We start from the raw sequence: 16,247 nt of genomic DNA, 5'->3' as shown, positions 1-16,247 counted from the left end.
CTGTGACGAGCGTGCAGCTTACCGACGTGACGAAGGACAAAAGCCACAACAAAGCTGCACGCTCGCCACAGGGTTTGACTCAGGACATCACCGCGGAACCAGGGCGACGATGCGCTCTGCGCGCCGCAGAACCGGAGCGTCGACCATCAAACCGTCGTGCTGGAAGACCCCGCGTTCGGTAGCCACCCTGTCGAGCACTGCTCGCGCCCAGGTGACCTGTTCGTCTGTCGGGGTGTAACCGGCCCGGATCACCGCCACCTGGGACGGATGAATGGCCACCTTTGCGTCGAATCCAACGGCCACCGCGTCGTCGACCTCAGCCCGGAGCCCATCCAGATCCTTGATGTCCAGGTACACCGAATCGAGTGCTACCTTGCCGAACGCCTTGGCTGCCAACAGCGTTTGCGAGCGCACGTGCTGGGCCACGTCGCGGTAGCTGCCGTCGGGCCGGCGGTTGGCGGTGCCGCCGGTGACCGCGAACAGATCCTCCGCTCCCCACATCACCGCGAACGCGTTGTCGGGTTGCGCCAGTTCGACCACATTGAGAGCGCCCAGCGGGGTCTCGATGAGGACCACTACATCCAGCAGTGCCAGGGCTCGCACCTGGTCGGCATGCTCGGATTTGGCCAGCATCACCGTGGTGTAGTCCGTCGCTGCCACGACTTCGAGATCGCGTGCGTGATCGGCGGTGGTGACCGGGTTGACCCGTACCACGGTGCGGGCCGGGTCCAGCCTCGTATCGATCAGCGCCCGGCGGGCGGCTTCGCGGTCCTTGGCCGCCACTCCGTCCTCGAGATCCAGGATCACCACATCGGCTGCCGCGGCGGCCTTTTCGAACCGCTCAGGTCGATCCGCCGGGCAGAACAGCCAACCCGGTCCGGTGTTCGAGAGTGCCACTAGGCCCCCTCGGCGGGACGCATCCGGACCATGGTCTTGCGCGACGCCGTCGCGACGACGTCACCGTGCTGATTGTGCCCCGTGTGCGCGAAGGTGACGATGCCCTCCCCCGGCCGGCTCCTGGACTCACGCTTCTCGGTGATCTCGGTTTCGGCATAGAGCGTGTCACCGTGGAAAAGCGGTTTGGGAAAAGCGATTTCGGAGAATCCGAGATTGCCGACGATGGTGCCCTGGGTCAGCTGCGCGACCGAGAGACCGACCAGGGTCGACAGCGTGAACATCGAGTTGACCAGGCGCGCGTGGAACGGCGGAAGGGCGTCGGAGAAGGCCGCATCCAGGTGCAGCGCCTGGGTGTTCATCGTCAGTGTGGTGAACAGGACGTTGTCGGTCTCGGTGATGGTGCGGCCAGGCCGGTGCAGGTAGCGCACGCCGATCTCGAACTCCTCGAACCAGAGCCCGCGCTGCTCTATTACCTTCTTTTCGCTCACAGACCGGCCTCCCGCGCGATCAGCATGAGCTGCACTTCGGTTGTCCCTTCGCCGATTTCGAGGATCTTGCTGTCACGGTAGTGCCGGGCGACCGGATACTCGTTCATGAAGCCGTAGCCTCCGAACACCTGCGTAGCGTCGCGGGCATTGTCCATCGCGGCCTCACTGGCGACCAGCTTGGCCACGGCCGCGGCCTTCTTGAACGGCTTGCCGGCCAGCATCAACGCGGCCGCGTCGTAGTAGGCCGCGCGGGCGGTATGCGCACGGGCCTCCATCCGTGCGATCTTGAAGGCGATAGCCTGGTAGGTGCCGATGGCTGCCCCGAAGGCCTGGCGTTCCTTGGCGTATTTGACACATTCGTCCACGCAGCCCTGCGCGACGCCGACCGACAGCGCGGCGATGGCGATGCGTCCCTCGTCGAGGATGCGCAGGAAGTTGGCGTAGCCGCGGCCCCGCTCACCGAGCAGGTTCTCGGCGGGCACCCGGACGTCGTCAAAGCTCAGCGGGTGGGTGTCCGAGGCGTTCCAGCCGACCTTGTTGTATGCCGGTTCAGCGGTGAAACCCTCGGTCGGCACCGGCACGAGGATTGACGAGATCTCCTTACCTCGGGGCGTCTCCCCCGTCACCGCGGTGACAGTCACCAGTTTGGTGATGTCGGTGCCGGAGTTGGTGATGAACTGCTTGGAGCCGTTGATAATCCAAGATGCCCCATCCAGTTTCGCAGTGGTCTTAGTGGCCCCGGCGTCGCTGCCACCGCCGGCTTCGGTCAAGCCGAACGCGCCCAGCGCCTTGCCGCTGGCCAACAGCGGCAACCATTCCCGCTTCTGTGCGTCACTGCCGAAGCGGTACACCGGCATCGCTCCCAGCGATACCCCCGCCTCCAGCGTGATGGCCACGCTCTGATCAACCTTGCCGAGTTCCTCAAGCGCCAGACACAACGCGAAGTAGTCCCCGCCCATACCGCCGTACTCCTCGGGGAACGGCAGGCCGAATAGGCCCATATCGGCCATGCCGGCGACGATCTCGTACGGGAACGAGTGCTCTTCGTCGTGCTTGGCGCTGACCGGTGCGACCACGCTCCGGGCGAAGTCACGGACCGTCGTGGCCAGCTGCTCGTAGTGCTCCGGCAGGGTTCCGGTGGACAAACTATTGCTCATGCGCGATCCGCTCCGCTTCTCGCTTGTCAGTCATGATGTGCTCTCCCGTGTTGCGGTGATTCGGGCCAGCGGCTGGCCCACCTTGACCTGGTCGCCGACCGCGACGAGTAGTGCCACGGTGCCGTCGACCGGCGCGGTCAGCGCATGTTCCATCTTCATGGCCTCGACGGTGACCACCATGGCTCCCGCAGCGACCGCTTCACTGTCCTTCACACCCACGGCCACAACCGAACCCGGCATCGGACTGATCAGCTCGGCGTCACCGCTGTGCTGGTCATCGGGACGTACCGGCGCCTCACGCACCTCTTCGACGGTCCAGACGCGTCCACCACCGGTCAGCCAGAGACAGCCATCGGTGGCGGCGACGAGGTACTCGGTGCGCAATCCGTCCAACGTGACGGCCAGCAGCCCGTCGTCGAAAGTAGCGCTCACCGTGTGGGTTCCGCCGTTTTCGACAGTGACCGTTGCGCGGTCCGGGGTTCCGGTGAGGTAGACGTGATCGATACGGCCGATGGCCTGCAGACGGAATGTGGCGGGCGCTCGCTCGCCGACGCGCCAACCGGACGGCAGCTGCCACAGGCTGTCACCGGCGTCCGCCCAGTGCCGCAACCACTGGTATGCCGCGGCCGCGATCATCTGCTCGTCGCCTAGGGCGGCCGGAATGAAATCGGGTGCGCGACGGTCGAGCAGTCCGGTGTCGAGCCGGCCGGCGGCGACATCGGGGTCGGCCAGCAGGAACCGCAAGAACTCGGTGTTGGTGGTGACGCCCAGGACCGCGGTGTCGGCCAGTGCCCGGTCGAGTGCGTGCAGTGCTGCGGTCCGATCATCGCCATGGGCAATGACTTTGGCGAGCATCGGATCGTAGTCACTGCCGACCATGGTGCCGACCGCCAGACCCGAGTCGACGCGGATGCCCGCCCCGACGGGTTCGCTGAGTCCGAGCACCAATCCGCCGGTCGGCAGGAAGCTGTTAGCAGGATCCTCGGCGTAGACCCGCGCCTCGACGGCGTGCCCAGTCATCACGATGTCGTCCTGGCTCAAGGACAGTTTCTCACCGGCGGCGATTCGGATCTGCTGTTCCACCAGGTCGATACCGGTGACCATCTCGGTGACGGGGTGTTCGACCTGCAACCGGGTGTTCATCTCCATGAAGAAAAACTCGTCAGGCCGGTCGGCGGAGACGATGAACTCCACCGTGCCCGCGCCGGTGTAGTCGACGCTGCGCGCGGTATCGCATGCAGCAGCACCGATCCGGGCCCGGGTGGCGGCATCCAGCAGAGGCGACGGAGCCTCCTCGATGACCTTCTGGTGGCGGCGCTGCAGGCTGCATTCACGCTCGCCGAGGTGGATCACGTTGCCGTCGCCGTCTGCGAGAACCTGCACCTCGATGTGTCGGGGCCGCAACACAAACCGCTCGAGGAACAGCGTGTCGTCGCCGAACGCCGCAGCAGCCTCACGGCGCGCGGACGCCAGCGCAGCCGGCAACTCAGCAGCCTCGTGGACGACCCGCATGCCCTTGCCGCCGCCACCGGCGGACGGCTTCACCAGTAGCGGGAAACCGACCTCGGGGGCACCGCCAATCAGGTCGTCGTCAGTGAGTCCCGGGCTTTCGTCATTAGTCCTCCTCGCGTGCGGGACAACACCCGGCACAACAGGAACTCCGAACGCCGACACCGCGGCCTTGGCCGCGATCTTGTCACCCATGGTGGCGATCGCCGTGGCGGACGGCCCGATGAACACGATGCCGGCGTCCTGCAGTACCGCGGCGAATTCGGCGTTCTCGGAAAGGAATCCGTAACCCGGGTGCACGGCTTGGGCTCCGGTGCGCCGGGCGGCGCCGACGACGGCCTCGATATTGAGGTAGCTCTGCCGTGCTGCCGCTGGGCCGATGCACACTGCGACATCGGCCTCCATGACATGCCGAGCACCAGCATCAGCGTCGCTGAACACGGCGACCGAGCGGATCCCCATCTCGCGCAAGGTGCGGATGATCCGCACCGCGATTTCACCGCGGTTGGCGACGAGGACTGTGTCGAAACTCGTCATCTCCGCCTCACATCCGGAAAACGCCGTAGGAGACCGGCTCCAGCGGAGCCTGACCGACAACCGAAAGGGCCAGTCCGAGGACGGTTCTGGTGTCGGCCGGGTCGATCACGCCGTCGTCCCAGAGCCGCGCCGTCGAATAGTAGGGATTGCCCTGGTGCTCGTACTGGGCGCGGATCGGCGCCTTGAACTCTTCTGCCTGCTCATCGGTCATCTCGCCGCGCACGGTGGCCAGCACGGAGGCGGCCTGCTCGCCACCCATCACCGAGATCCTGGCGTTAGGCCACATCCACAGGAACCGCGGCGAGTACGCGCGGCCGCACATGGAGTAGTTGCCTGCGCCGTAGGAACCGCCGATCACGACCGTCAGCTTCGGCACCCGCGCGCACGCCACCGCCGTCACCATCTTGGCGCCGTGCTTGGCGATGCCACCGGCCTCGTAGTCACGGCCGACCATGAAGCCGGAAATGTTCTGCAGGAACAGCAGCGGTGTCTTGCGCTTGTCGCACAGTTCGATGAAATGCGCGCCCTTGAGCGCGGATTCGCCGAAGAGCACACCGTTGTTGGCGATGATGCCGACCGGGTGGCCGTGGATGCGGGCGAAGCCGGTGACCAGCGTGGTGCCGTACTCGGCTTTGAACTCGGCGAACCGGCCACCTTGGGCGAGCGAAGCGCCGGGGAAAGGCCCGTCGACGATCCGGGTGATCACCTCGTGAACGTCGTAGGGCACCCGGGGGTCAACCGGTACGACGTCGTAGAGCTCGGTCTGGTCGGCGACGGCGTCGACGGTGGGTTCCACCGCCCAGGGCGGCGCCTGGGCAGGTCCCAGCGTGGCGACAATGTTGCGCACGATACGCAGGGCGTCGCGGTCGTCGCGGGCCAGATGGTCGGTGACGCCGGAGATCTTGGAATGCAGATCGCCGCCACCGAGGTCTTCGGCGGTCACGACTTCGCCGGTCGCGGCCTTTACCAGCGGCGGGCCGCCGAGGAAGATGGTGCCCTGGTTGCGGACAATCACCGCCTCGTCGCTCATGGCCGGCACGTACGCGCCGCCGGCCGTGCACGATCCGAGCACGGCCGCGATTTGGGCGATGCCCTTGGCGCTCATCGTGGCCTGGTTGTAGAAGATCCGGCCGAAGTGCTCACGGTCCGGGAACACCTCGTCCTGGCGCGGCAGGAACGCGCCGCCGGAGTCCACGAGATAGATGCACGGCAGCAGGTTCTGCAGCGCAATCTCCTGTGCGCGCAGGTGCTTCTTGACCGTGATCGGGTAGTACGTACCGCCTTTGACCGTGGCATCGTTGGCGACGATCACGCATTCCCGGCCCGAAACCCGGCCGATGCCCGCGATCATCCCGGCGCCCGGGCACTCGTCGTCGTACATGCCGTCGGCGGCCAACGGCGCGATCTCCAGGAACGGACTACCGACGTCGAGCAGGCCGTCTACCCGATCACGTGGGAGCAGCTTGCCCCGGCTGACATGTCGCTCCCGGGTCCGCTCCGGTCCACCGAGGGCCGCGGTGGCGAGTTTGGTGCGCAGCTGCGCAACCAGCGCCAGATGGTCGTCTGCATGGGATGACAAGGCAGCTCCATTTGAGTTAATGACGACTAACTCATGATATGTTAGTCACGCTTAACCGAGTTGTCCACCTTTCAGGAGGCGCCATGTCGACCAGCGCTGTGACACGTCGCAGCCAGGCCAAGTCCGACCGGCGCAGCCAGCTGATCGCCGCCGCAGAACGCCTGGTGGCCGAGCGCGGATACCTGGCAGTGCGCCTGGAAGACATCGGCGCCGCGGTCGGTGTCAGCGGGCCCGCGATCTATCGACACTTCCCCAACAAGGAAGCACTGCTCGTCGAGCTGCTGGTCGGGATCAGCACCCGATTGCTCGCCGGTGCGCGCGACGTCATCGCCGAGAACGACGACCCGCGCGCAGCCCTGGACAGCCTCGTGGACTTCCACCTCGACTTCGTCTTCGGCGAACCGGACCTGATCCGCATCCAGGACCGCGACCTCACACATCTGCCCGACACCGCGGCGCGCCAGGTCCGCCGCTCGCAACGGCAGTACGTCGAGATCTGGGTTTCAGTGCTGACACAACTCGATCCAGAGCTGGCCGAAGATGACGCGCGGGTGATGGCTCACGCCGCGTTCGGGCTGCTCAACTCCACCCCGCACAGTGTGAAACCCGCTGCGCCCAAGGCACGTTCACGTGACGTGCTGCGCAGGATGACGCTCGCGGCGCTGCACGCCACCCGTTAGTCGCGGAACGCCGCCAGCAGCCAGCGGGTCATCGCCTGGCCAAGGACAGCCCGGTTCTCCCGCTTGACGATCTCGTGGCCGTCGTCGTCGAACATCAGCAATTCCACCGTGCGTCCCAGTCTGCGCAATGCGTCGAACATCTGCCCGGATTCGCCGACGGGCACGTTGGTGTCGTTGGCACCGTGCACCAGCAGCAGCGGTGCCGTCAGCGCGTGCGCCCGCGACAACGGCGAAAGCCGCTCCAACAGTTCGCGATCGGCAACCGGATGCCCGTACTTGGGATGCGCCGCGGCAGCAATCCAGGGTTCGGTGTTGCGGTAGAAGGTATTCAGATCGCTCATCCCGCAGATGCTGATGCCCGCGGCGAACAGTTCGGGGTGAAACGTCAGCGCCGCCTGGGTCAGATATCCGCCGTAGGACCAGCCGCTGCAGGCGATGCGATCGGCCCGGATATGTTCGTGCTCGACCAGGTAGTGCACGCAGTCGGCGACGTCATCGATGGCCGCGAACCGCAGTTCCTTGTCGTCCGCGTGCATGAATGCCCTGCCGAATCCTCCGGATCCGCGCACGTTCGGCGTCAGCACTGCGATACCGGCCTCCAGCAACCGCGGATAGAACTCGTTGTAATCAGGCCGCGCCTGCCCTTCCGGACCGCCGTGCAGGAAGATCATCGCCCCGATAGGTTCGCCGTCAGGACGGTACAGCCAGGAGTTGAGTTCCAATCCGTCGCGGGCCGTGATGCGCGCCAAAGTGGGTGTGCCGGTACGGGGTCCGCGGCTGGGTTCGCGGTCGATACGTTCCCATTCCCGGGTACGTGGGTCCACCAGTTCCACAGTCGGTGGCAACGCCGGTCCCTGGACCGTCACCGCCACCATGGAACCGCCCGCACTGATGCTCAATTCGCTGGCCACCATGCCGGGCAGCGGGATCGGCCCGGACAGGGTCTCATCGGCGTACTCCAGAATCTGCAGTTCACTGCATCCGTCGACGTTCCACAGCATGGCCACCGTGGACAGGTCATCGCTGACCGCGAACTCGTCGAGCTCGTATCCCGGTCGTTCGGCGACAACGTGATACGACACGCCGTCAGCGGTCACCGTGACCTCCAGCAGTCGCGCATGACTGGCACCGTTCTCACTGCGGATGAGCGCCCGCACATAGCCTTCCGAGCTGCCCAAAGGGTAGTTCTTGGCCGGTTCGATCAATGCGGTCTCACCCTCGAGACCACTGCGCAGCCGCCGGGGTTGATGGTCGTCGAGAATCACGCCGGCATCGGTGGTGGATCCGGGATCGAACGGCAGCAAAGCGATTTCCCGCAGGCCCCACAGCATGATCAGCTCACGGTAACCCCGCGGACCGACCCGCACCAACGAGGCACCAGCCCACGAATCCACCAGACGACCCCCCGACCGGCGGTCCAACACGATGGTGTCCCCGGTTGCGGGGTCGATCAGACACGAGCTGCCGACGCCGTCGTCGCCGGTCAGGATGGCCGCGACCTGGGTGCCGTCCCACCCGATCAGTTCGGCGGTGCCCTCGGGGGTATCAGGAGGCCAGCTGTCGACCCGGCGGGCGGCTCGGTCGTCAGGATCGGTTGTCACGACCCATATCTGAGTGCGGGTACCGCCCTCGGGAGCGACCTCACAGGCCAACCAATACCCGTCGGCCGAGTGAATCACCCGCGTCACTGGGCCGACCACCGGCAGTTCCACGTCCCGCGACGAGCTCGCCCGCCAGCCACGCAGGAATCGCTGGACGGCGCGCGGGTAGCCGCCGTCGTCAACCAGGTGGGCGAACGCTGTCGCATCCGGCGACAGTGACGCGCCGTAATTCACCCGAACGTGCCGCTCCACTCGCGCTACTCCTCTCCGCCACTGCCGACCACATCTATCCGGCGGCCCGCCGCCACATCTATCCGGCGGCCCGCCGCCACATCTATCCGGCGGCCCGCCGCCGAAGCACACCGGGGGTCCGCACAGGTACCCTGCTGCCATGAGGTGGACATGACCGATTCACCACGCCGCGAAGGTTCCGATCCGACCCAACCACTGGGCAGCGGATACCCGGTGGACTATCCCGAGCCGGCCTACGCCGACCCGCCTCCGTACCAGCCACCCGGCTATCCGGCCGGGCCGAGTGCGACGTCGAATCAGACCCAGCAGCTGCCTCCCTATCCTTCCTATGGGTACAACTCCAGCTCCTACGGGTACAACCCCAACGCAACCGGGCAGTACGGCACGGGCTACCCGCCGGCGGGGCCGCCCCCGGAACAGGAACCAGATGAAGAGCGGCCGCGGCTGTGGCTGTGGATCCTTGCCGCGGTTGCGGTGCTGCTGGTCGTCGGTCTGATGATCGCCCTGGTCATCATCAACAGCTCGCAGCAGGAAACCGTGGTCGCGCCGCAGCCGGTGACCCCGTTGCCCAGCGCCACCACAACCAGGACCCCACCGACGACCTCGCGTACCCCACAGCCGACCGTGGCGCCTCCCGCCACGACGCCGACCTCACCCACCGGGCCGTCGACGCCAGGCGCCACCGACACCGTGACCTACGAGGTCACCGGTGCAGGCCGGGCGATCAACATCACCTACATCGACACCGGCAACATGCTGCAGACGGAGTTCAACGTGATGCTGCCGTGGCGAAAGCAGGTCGAACTTCCCCAGCCGGCCACGGGGACTGCCAGCGTCACCGTCATCAACTTCGGCCCCGAGGTCAGCTGCTCGGTGACCGTCAACGGCGTGCAGACCCAGCGCCGCACCGGAACCGGCCTCACGGTGTGCGCGGGCACGACATCGTAGCGGGAGTGCACGCTCTACACCGGATCGTGCACCCGCTGCGGGGTACGCACCGTCAGCATCGCAATCAGGCCCAGCGCAAGCACTAGGCACAGCCCGCCCAGGCCGGCCCGGTCGGCGCCGAACGCATCGATGAAGGTGAAGAACAGCCACGGCGCGATAAAGGACACGGCGCGCCCCGTCGTCGTGTAGAGGCCGAACGCCACACCTTCCTTGCCCTGCGCAGAGATCCGCAGCATCATGGTGCGCGCCGAGGACAGCGTCGGGCCGATGAACAGACACAGCAGCAAGCCACACACCCAGAAGGCCACCGGTCCCGACAGGGACAGCATGGTCAGTCCCACCACGATCAGGCAGACCAGCGAGCCGACGATGACCGGCTTGGAACCCACCCGGTCATCGAGCAGCCCACCGACGACAGATCCGAACGCCGCGATCACGCACGCGCTGATGCCGAATAACAGCACATCTGACTGGGACACGCCGTAGGCGTTGACGCCAAGCACCGCGCCGAATGCGAACACTCCGGCCAACCCGTCGCGGAACACCGCGCTTGCCAGCAGGTAGTAGACGACGTTGTGATCGCGGCGCCATTCGCTGCGGATCTCGTCCCACAGCTTTCGGTAGGCGCCGAGTAGGCCCACCCGGTCGAGCGAACCGACGGCTGGCACGCGCGGGACCGCCACGAATACCGGCAGCGCGAACAGGAAGAACCAGGCAGCGGTAAGCAACATCACGGCCCGGACGTTCTGTCCGTCCTGGGCCGGGATTCCCAGCAGCCCGCGGCTGTCACCGTCACCGGCGATGAACCCGACGTAGGCCAGCAGCAACAGCACCACACTGCCGCCATAACCCATCGCAAGGCCGAGTCCCGAAATCCGCCCGGACGTCTCCGGTGTGGACAATTGCCGCAGCATGGCGTTGTAGGGCACGGTGGCGAGCTCGTTGCAGGCAGCTGTGCAAGCCAACAACACCAGTCCCGGCAACAGGTAGCGGTGGTCGTCGCGGATCAGGCTCATCGTCGCTGTCAGCACCACGGCCGCACCGGTCATCACAGCCAGGACCCGACGCCGACGATGCGGCGCGTCGACCCAGATTCCAGTGGCAGGTGCCAGAAGCGCGACGACGAGACCGGCAACCGTCATGGCCCGGCCCAGCCAGCTCGCGGGCGTGGTGTCGCCGGGAAGGTCCGATCCGACGCTGCCGGTCAGGTACACGGAGAACACGAAGGTGACGACGATTGCGTTCAGGCCCGTCGCGCCGCAGTCCCACAGGGCCCACGCGACCACCCGCGCCCGCCCGGGGTTGATCATGACCGACACTTTATGCGGCTGCTTCTAGGATGAGCGCCATGCCAGTTCCCGCACCCAGTCCGGACGCCCGTGCCGTGGTCACCGGCGCCTCGCAGAACATCGGCGAGGCGTTGGCCACCGAACTCGCCGCCCGCGGACACCACCTGATCATCACCGCACGGCGCGAGGACGTGCTGAACACGTTGGCGCAGCGGCTTACTGAGCGCTACGGCGTGACCGTGGAGGTACGCGCGGTCGACCTCGCCGACCCGGCCGCCAGGGAGACCTTGTGCGATGAGCTCGCGGCCCGCGAGATCTCGATCCTGTGCGCCAACGCCGGGACGGCGACGTTCGGCTCGGTGGTGGACCTCGACCCCGCAGGCGAGAAGGCGCAGGTACAACTGAACGTCCTCGGCGTACATGACCTTGTTCTCGCAGTGTTGCCGGGCATGGTCAAGCGCGCGGCGGGCGGGATCCTGATTTCCGGTTCGGTGGCGGGTAATTCACCGATACCCAACAACGCCACCTACGCGGCCTCCAAGGCCTTCGCGAACACCTTCAGCGAGTCGCTGCGCGGCGAGGTCAAGGGCTCCGGCGTGCACGTCACCGTGCTGGCACCCGGCCCGGTGCGCACCGAACTGCCCGATCCGTCCGAGCAGTCGCTGGTCGAGCGGCTGATCCCGGATTTCCTGTGGATCTCCACCGAATACACCGCGAAGTTGTCGCTGGATGGCCTGGAGCACAACAAGATCCGGGTGGTGCCCGGCGTCACCTCCAAGGCCATGTCGGTGGCCACCGGCTACGCTCCGCGCGCCATCGTCACGCCCATCGTCGGCGCCGTGTACAAGAAGCTGGGCGGCAACTAACCGCCGGCTGTTTTCACCGGCGTAACTCAGCGGCGGCGGCCGACGCCGAAGATGCTGCGGGTGATCTCGCGGCCGGCAACGGTGGCCGCCGAACGCAACGCACTCTTGAACGCCGAGCTCGCCAGCACCTGCTGGACGATGCTGGGCTCGGCCCGCTGAGCCGGCGCGGGCATCGGTTCCACCTCGCCGGACGCCTCGACACCGGCGAACCCACCCGAGTCGCCTGCCTCGGGTGTCGGGGCGGCGTTCAGCTTGGCGTTGAGGATCTCGTACGCCGACTCGCGGTCGATGGTCTGCCCGTAGGTGGCCTGCAGCGGGCTGGTCTGGGCGGCGGCCTTGATGGCGTCGTCGCCGATCGCCCCCATCAGCGAACGCGGCGCCCGCATCCTCGTCCACGCCACCGGCGTCGGCGCCCCCTGCTCGGAGAGCACTGTCACGATTGCCTCACCGATGCCCAGCGAGGTCAACGCCTTCTCCAGGTCGTAGACGTCGGTCTTCGGATACGTGCGCACCGTCTTGGAGAGTGCCTTCTGATCGTCAGGGGTGAAGGCCCGCAGAGCGTGCTGGACGCGAGCGCCCAGCTGCGACAACACATCGTTGGGCACATCGGTGGGCAGCTGCGTGCAGAAGAACACCCCGACGCCCTTGGACCGGATCAGCTTGACGGTCTGCTCGACCTGCTCCAAGAATGCCTTCGAGGCGTCGGCGAACAGCAGGTGCGCCTCGTCGAAGAAGAACACCAGCTTGGGCTTGTCGACGTCACCGATCTCGGGCAGCGTCGTGAACAGATCGGCCAACACCCACATCAAGAAGGTGGAGAACAACGCCGGCCGCGCGGCCTGCGACCCCAGTTCCAGCAGCGTGATGACGCCACGGCCCTGCGCGTCCAGCCGCATCAGATCCTTGGGTTCCAGCTCGGGTTCACCGAAGAACGTGTCGCCGCCTTCGGCCTCCAGGTTCACCAAAGCGCGCAGGATCACCCCGGCCGTGGCGGGTGACACCGCACCGAGCGCCTTGAGTTCGGGCTTGCCCTCGTCGCTGGTGAGGTACTGGATGACCGCACGCAGGTCCTTCAGATCCAGCAGCGAGAGCCCCTTCTGATCGGCCCAGTGGAAGATCAGGCCGAGCGTTGACTCCTGGGTCGCGTTGAGCCCCAAGACCTTTGACAAAAGAATAGGCCCGAAGCTGGTCATCGTCGCACGCACCGGCACGCCGATACCCGAGGTGCCCAGCGACAAGAACTCCGTCGGGAACGCGGTCGGGGTCCAGTCGTCACCAGTGTCGTTGGCGCGCTGGGTGATCTTGTCGTTGACCTCCCCCGGCTTCGACAATCCCGACAGATCGCCCTTGACGTCGGCCATCACCACCGGCACTCCGGCCGCCGACAGCTGCTCGGCGATCACCTGCAGTGTCTTGGTCTTGCCGGTGCCGGTGGCACCGGCAATCAATCCGTGCCGGTTGATCGTGGCGAGCGGGATGCGGATCTGAGCGCTGGGGTCCACAGTCCCGTCGACCACGACGGTTCCCAGCTCCAACGCCTGACCGCCGACTGCGTAGGCGGCGGCGATCTGCTGCGCGGGAGTTGCTGTCGATTCGGTGGTCATGCCGGGGTCCTCCGTACGCGCGAACGAGCCAATCGGGACCTGACACTACTGGCCAATCTGCCCGCGCGGTGGGTGCGGGCGACCGCTTGTCGCGCTTGGGCATACTGTGGATCCTCGTGCGAGACGAACTGGTATGGATCGACTGCGAGATGACCGGCCTCGACCTCAAGAAAGACCGGCTCATCGAGATCGCAGTGCTGGTCACCGACGCAGACTTGAACATCCTTGGTGACGGCCTCGACGTGGTGATACATACCGACGACGCGGCGCTGAACTCGATGGTCGATGTGGTGACCCAGATGCACACCCGCTCGGGGCTCACCGAAGAGGTGCGCGCCTCGACCGTCGACGTGGCGACCGCCGAGGAGATGGTGCTCGATTACATCCGCGGCCACGTCAAACAGGCCAAAACCGCGCCACTGGCGGGCAACTCCATCGCGACCGACCGCGGTTTCATCGCCCGGGACATGCCCAAACTCGACGATTACCTGCACTACCGGATGATCGACGTCAGCTCGATCAAGGAGCTCTGCCGGCGCTGGTACCCGCGGATCTACTTCGGGCAGCCCGAAAAAGGGCTCGCCCACCGCGCACTGGCCGACATCCACGAGTCAATCCGCGAATTGAAGTACTACCGCGCGACCGCCTTCGTGGCCCCGCCCGGGCCGTCTACCAGCGATATCGCGGAGATCGCCAGCACGCTCGGACCGGATTCTCCCGACGCGGAGGATAACGATTCGGCGTGGGAGCGTCCGAGCGGCTAGTATCTACGACGCCGCATGTGCCGAAAGGTGTAGCGGCGATGGTGGCTGTAGTTCAGTTGGTAGAGCACCAGGTTGTGATCCTGGTTGTCGCGGGTTCGAGTCCCGTCAGCCACCCCGATACGGAAACGCCGCCTACGCGAGTGGGCGGCGTTTTTGGTTTCGGTTCAATTCCGCTGCCGATGCACACTGACCCGACCGTGGTATGCACGAAATAGTGGACGACCAACTGTGGAATATCAACATTCACTACGACGGGCTGCTCGATTCGATAGTCCCGCAGGATGCCCACACCGTTCTCGACGTCGGGTGCGGCGACGGCTTCCTGGCCGCAAGGCTCGCCCAGCGGGTGCCCGACGTGATGGCGGTGGACGTCGACGAGCCGGTACTCGATCGAGCCCAGATCCGCTTCCCGACGGCGCCGGTCAACTGGATTCACGGCGATGTCATGTCGACCGACCTGCCTGCCCACGGTTTCGACGCCGTGGTCTCCAACGCCGCCCTGCATCATTTCGACGACACCGGTGCCACCCTCACCCGGTTCGCATCCCTCGTCCGCCCTGGCGGCACAGTTGCAGTGACGACGTTCGTAAAGCCGTCGCTGCGCGAAATCGGTTGGCACATCCCGGCATGGGTGGCGTGCGCGGTCGTCAACCACACCAAGGGCAAGTGGGAGCATTCGGCCCCGGTCAAATGGCCGCCGCCAGAAACGTTCGGCCAGTTGCGCATCAAGGTACGTCAGGCGCTTCCCGGTGCGAGGCTGCGCCGACTGCTCTTTGGCCGCGTCCTGATCACCTGGCACGCGCCGTCGTAGCTTTCGCCGTCGGACAACGCCGTGCGCGATGAGTTCCGGGGACATGGCGGGTCAATACCGGAGACCGGCGTCGTATGAAACATGGAGCGAAGGAGCATCCGATGACGACAGCGAAGCCCCCGGTGGTCGACCAGCAGACCTGGCGCGCCGCGCTGGGTGATCTGCGCCGCCGAGAGAAGGCCGCCACCCGCGAACTCGACGCGATCGCTGCCGAACGACGGCGCCTGCCCATGGTGGAACTGCCCGACTACACGCTGATCGGCGCCGAGGGCCCCGTCCGGCTGGCCGACGTGTTCGCGGGGCGCTCCCAGCTCATCACCTACCACCACATGTGGACCGACGGTGCCGAATGGCAGTGCGGTGGCTGCACCGGTTTCACCTCCCAGTTCACGCGGCTGGACTTCCTGGACAACTACGACGCCCGCTTCGTCATCGTGACGAACGGGCCGATCGAGGAAGCCCTGGCCTACCGCGACAAGGTGGGTAATTGGATGCAGTGGTACTCGTCGTCGCAGAGTTCGTTCGGCGCCGATATGGACGCTGCCGCCGGCGACGGCTTCGCCGTCAACGTCTTTCTGCGCGACGGAGATACGGTCTACCGGACCTGGCACACCAACGGGCGCGGCACCGAACAGCTCAGCCACAGCTTCGCGCTCATCGACCTGCTGCCATGGGGTCGGCAGGAACAGTGGCAGGACTCCCCCGAGGGGTGGCCGCAACTGCCCACCTATTCGGGGTGGCTCGACAGCCCGGATATCGCCCGCTTCTATGGAAAGGACTCCCAGTGACCGACCCTGAGCGTTACGTCGTCACCCACACCATCGCCGCCACACCCAGTGCGGTCTTCGCCGTCCTGGCCGATCCAGCCCGGCACAAGGACACCGAGCCCGGGGACTGGGTGCGCGACGCGATCGACCCCCAACCGATCACCGGGACAGGTCAGATCTTCGCGATGAACATGTTCCTGCCGCAGGTCGGCGGGCACTACGTCATGCACAACCTGGTCAGTGAATTCGCCAAGGACCGCACCATCGCGTGGATGCCCGGTCGACTCGACGACGCCGGCAAGCACACGCCCGGCGGCTGGTACTGGCGCTACGACCTTGCACCCAACGGCGAGGCGACAGATGTCACGTTGACCTACGACTGGACCGACACACCGCAGAGCTTCCGCGACCAGGTCGGCCGGATGCCTCCGTTCGGCAAGGATTTTCTCACCGAATCGCTTGTCGCACTGGACCGTTCAGTCAAGTAGCCCAGATTCT

Annotated in this window: 15 protein-coding genes and 1 tRNA gene; 8 read left to right on the top strand and 8 right to left on the bottom strand. The window is 66.1% G+C overall.

Annotated elements, in window-relative coordinates:
- Window positions 1–87: 87 nt before the first annotated feature.
- The 5 genes from B133_RS0102720 to B133_RS0102700 are packed head-to-tail and all read right to left on the bottom strand — an operon-like array spanning window position 88 to window position 6,188.
- Window positions 88–897 (bottom strand): CoA ester lyase, encoded by an 810-nt coding sequence (locus B133_RS0102720; protein ID WP_018599179.1) that lies wholly within the window; start codon window positions 895–897, stop codon window positions 88–90.
- Window positions 897–1,385, bottom strand: coding sequence for a MaoC family dehydratase (locus tag B133_RS0102715; protein WP_018599178.1), 489 nt, complete (start codon window positions 1,383–1,385; stop codon window positions 897–899). Before B133_RS0102715 ends, B133_RS0102720 begins: the two co-directional genes overlap by 1 nt.
- Window positions 1,382–2,542 (bottom strand): acyl-CoA dehydrogenase family protein, encoded by a 1,161-nt coding sequence (locus B133_RS0102710; protein ID WP_018599177.1) that lies wholly within the window; start codon window positions 2,540–2,542, stop codon window positions 1,382–1,384. Before B133_RS0102710 ends, B133_RS0102715 begins: the two co-directional genes overlap by 4 nt.
- Window positions 2,543–2,572: 30 nt before the next feature.
- Entirely contained in the window at window positions 2,573–4,588 is a 2,016-nt protein-coding gene (locus B133_RS0102705) for an acetyl-CoA carboxylase biotin carboxylase subunit (protein ID WP_018599176.1), read from the bottom strand.
- 7 nt (window positions 4,589–4,595) lie between these two features.
- Complete coding sequence (locus B133_RS0102700) at window positions 4,596–6,188, bottom strand: carboxyl transferase domain-containing protein (RefSeq protein WP_198291029.1); 1,593 nt, start codon at window positions 6,186–6,188, stop codon at window positions 4,596–4,598.
- Between the two features lie 62 nt (window positions 6,189–6,250).
- On the opposite strand from B133_RS0102700, the gene B133_RS0102695 reads away from it, so the two are divergent.
- Window positions 6,251–6,847, top strand: a complete 597-nt coding sequence (locus tag B133_RS0102695) for a TetR/AcrR family transcriptional regulator (RefSeq protein WP_018599174.1) — start codon at window positions 6,251–6,253, stop codon at window positions 6,845–6,847.
- Here the strand turns inward: B133_RS0102695 and B133_RS0102690 are convergent.
- Entirely contained in the window at window positions 6,844–8,700 is a 1,857-nt protein-coding gene (locus tag B133_RS0102690; RefSeq protein WP_018599173.1) for a S9 family peptidase, read from the bottom strand. The two genes, B133_RS0102695 and B133_RS0102690, sit on opposite strands and share 4 nt — an antisense overlap.
- Window positions 8,701–8,850: 150 nt before the next feature.
- Between B133_RS0102690 and B133_RS0102685 the strand changes: the two genes are divergently transcribed.
- Window positions 8,851–9,648: an MmpS family transport accessory protein gene (locus B133_RS0102685; RefSeq protein WP_026255896.1), complete on the top strand. Its 798-nt coding sequence runs from the start codon at window positions 8,851–8,853 to the stop codon at window positions 9,646–9,648.
- 14 nt (window positions 9,649–9,662) lie between these two features.
- Here B133_RS0102685 and B133_RS0102680 read toward each other — a convergent pair whose 3' ends face one another.
- Window positions 9,663–10,958: an MFS transporter gene (locus B133_RS0102680; RefSeq protein WP_018599171.1), complete on the bottom strand. Its 1,296-nt coding sequence runs from the start codon at window positions 10,956–10,958 to the stop codon at window positions 9,663–9,665.
- 38 nt (window positions 10,959–10,996) lie between these two features.
- Between B133_RS0102680 and cmrA the strand changes: the two genes are divergently transcribed.
- Window positions 10,997–11,803: a mycolate reductase gene (gene cmrA, locus B133_RS0102675; protein WP_026255894.1), complete on the top strand. Its 807-nt coding sequence runs from the start codon at window positions 10,997–10,999 to the stop codon at window positions 11,801–11,803.
- A 26-nt stretch (window positions 11,804–11,829) separates the two neighbouring features.
- Here the strand turns inward: cmrA and B133_RS0102670 are convergent, their stop codons facing one another.
- Window positions 11,830–13,407, bottom strand: a complete 1,578-nt coding sequence (locus B133_RS0102670; protein WP_018599169.1) for a helicase HerA-like domain-containing protein — start codon at window positions 13,405–13,407, stop codon at window positions 11,830–11,832.
- Between the two features lie 116 nt (window positions 13,408–13,523).
- On the opposite strand from B133_RS0102670, the gene orn reads away from it, so the two are divergent.
- The 5 genes from orn to B133_RS0102645 all read left to right on the top strand — a co-directional run bounded on the left by orn (window position 13,524) and on the right by B133_RS0102645 (window position 16,237).
- Window positions 13,524–14,171, top strand: coding sequence for an oligoribonuclease (gene orn / locus B133_RS0102665; protein ID WP_026255893.1), 648 nt, complete (start codon window positions 13,524–13,526; stop codon window positions 14,169–14,171).
- Window positions 14,172–14,212: 41 nt separating this feature from the next.
- Window positions 14,213–14,285 (top strand) — tRNA-His (locus B133_RS0102660).
- Between the two features lie 88 nt (window positions 14,286–14,373).
- Window positions 14,374–14,982, top strand: coding sequence for a class I SAM-dependent methyltransferase (locus B133_RS0102655; protein WP_036418362.1), 609 nt, complete (start codon window positions 14,374–14,376; stop codon window positions 14,980–14,982).
- 101 nt (window positions 14,983–15,083) lie between these two features.
- Complete coding sequence (locus B133_RS0102650) at window positions 15,084–15,770, top strand: DUF899 family protein (RefSeq protein WP_018599166.1); 687 nt, start codon at window positions 15,084–15,086, stop codon at window positions 15,768–15,770.
- Window positions 15,767–16,237, top strand: coding sequence for an ATPase (locus tag B133_RS0102645; RefSeq protein WP_018599165.1), 471 nt, complete (start codon window positions 15,767–15,769; stop codon window positions 16,235–16,237). Before B133_RS0102650 ends, B133_RS0102645 begins: the two co-directional genes overlap by 4 nt.
- Window positions 16,238–16,247 lie beyond the last annotated feature (10 nt).

The sequence above is a fragment of the Mycobacterium sp. 155 genome (assembly GCF_000373905.1).
Taxonomy (GTDB): Bacteria; Actinomycetota; Actinomycetes; order Mycobacteriales; family Mycobacteriaceae; genus Mycobacterium.
Note: the sequence above shows the minus strand (reverse complement) of the source record. Positions and strands in the feature narration are given on the sequence as shown.

Excerpts from the sequence above, each read along its gene's own strand:
- B133_RS0102710 (WP_018599177.1), bottom strand. The coding sequence starts at position 2,542 with ATGAGCAATAGTTTGTCCACCGGAACCCTGCCGGAGCACTACGAGCAG.
- B133_RS0102705 (WP_018599176.1), bottom strand. The coding sequence starts at position 4,588 with ATGACGAGTTTCGACACAGTCCTCGTCGCCAACCGCGGTGAAATCGCG.
- B133_RS0102695 (WP_018599174.1), top strand. The coding sequence starts at position 6,251 with ATGTCGACCAGCGCTGTGACACGTCGCAGCCAGGCCAAGTCCGACCGG.
- B133_RS0102685 (WP_026255896.1), top strand. The coding sequence starts at position 8,851 with ATGACCGATTCACCACGCCGCGAAGGTTCCGATCCGACCCAACCACTG.
- B133_RS0102680 (WP_018599171.1), bottom strand. The coding sequence starts at position 10,958 with ATGATCAACCCCGGGCGGGCGCGGGTGGTCGCGTGGGCCCTGTGGGAC.
- cmrA (WP_026255894.1), top strand. The coding sequence starts at position 10,997 with ATGCCAGTTCCCGCACCCAGTCCGGACGCCCGTGCCGTGGTCACCGGC.
- B133_RS0102670 (WP_018599169.1), bottom strand. The coding sequence starts at position 13,407 with ATGACCACCGAATCGACAGCAACTCCCGCGCAGCAGATCGCCGCCGCC.
- B133_RS0102655 (WP_036418362.1), top strand. The coding sequence starts at position 14,374 with ATGCACGAAATAGTGGACGACCAACTGTGGAATATCAACATTCACTAC.
- B133_RS0102650 (WP_018599166.1), top strand. The coding sequence starts at position 15,084 with ATGACGACAGCGAAGCCCCCGGTGGTCGACCAGCAGACCTGGCGCGCC.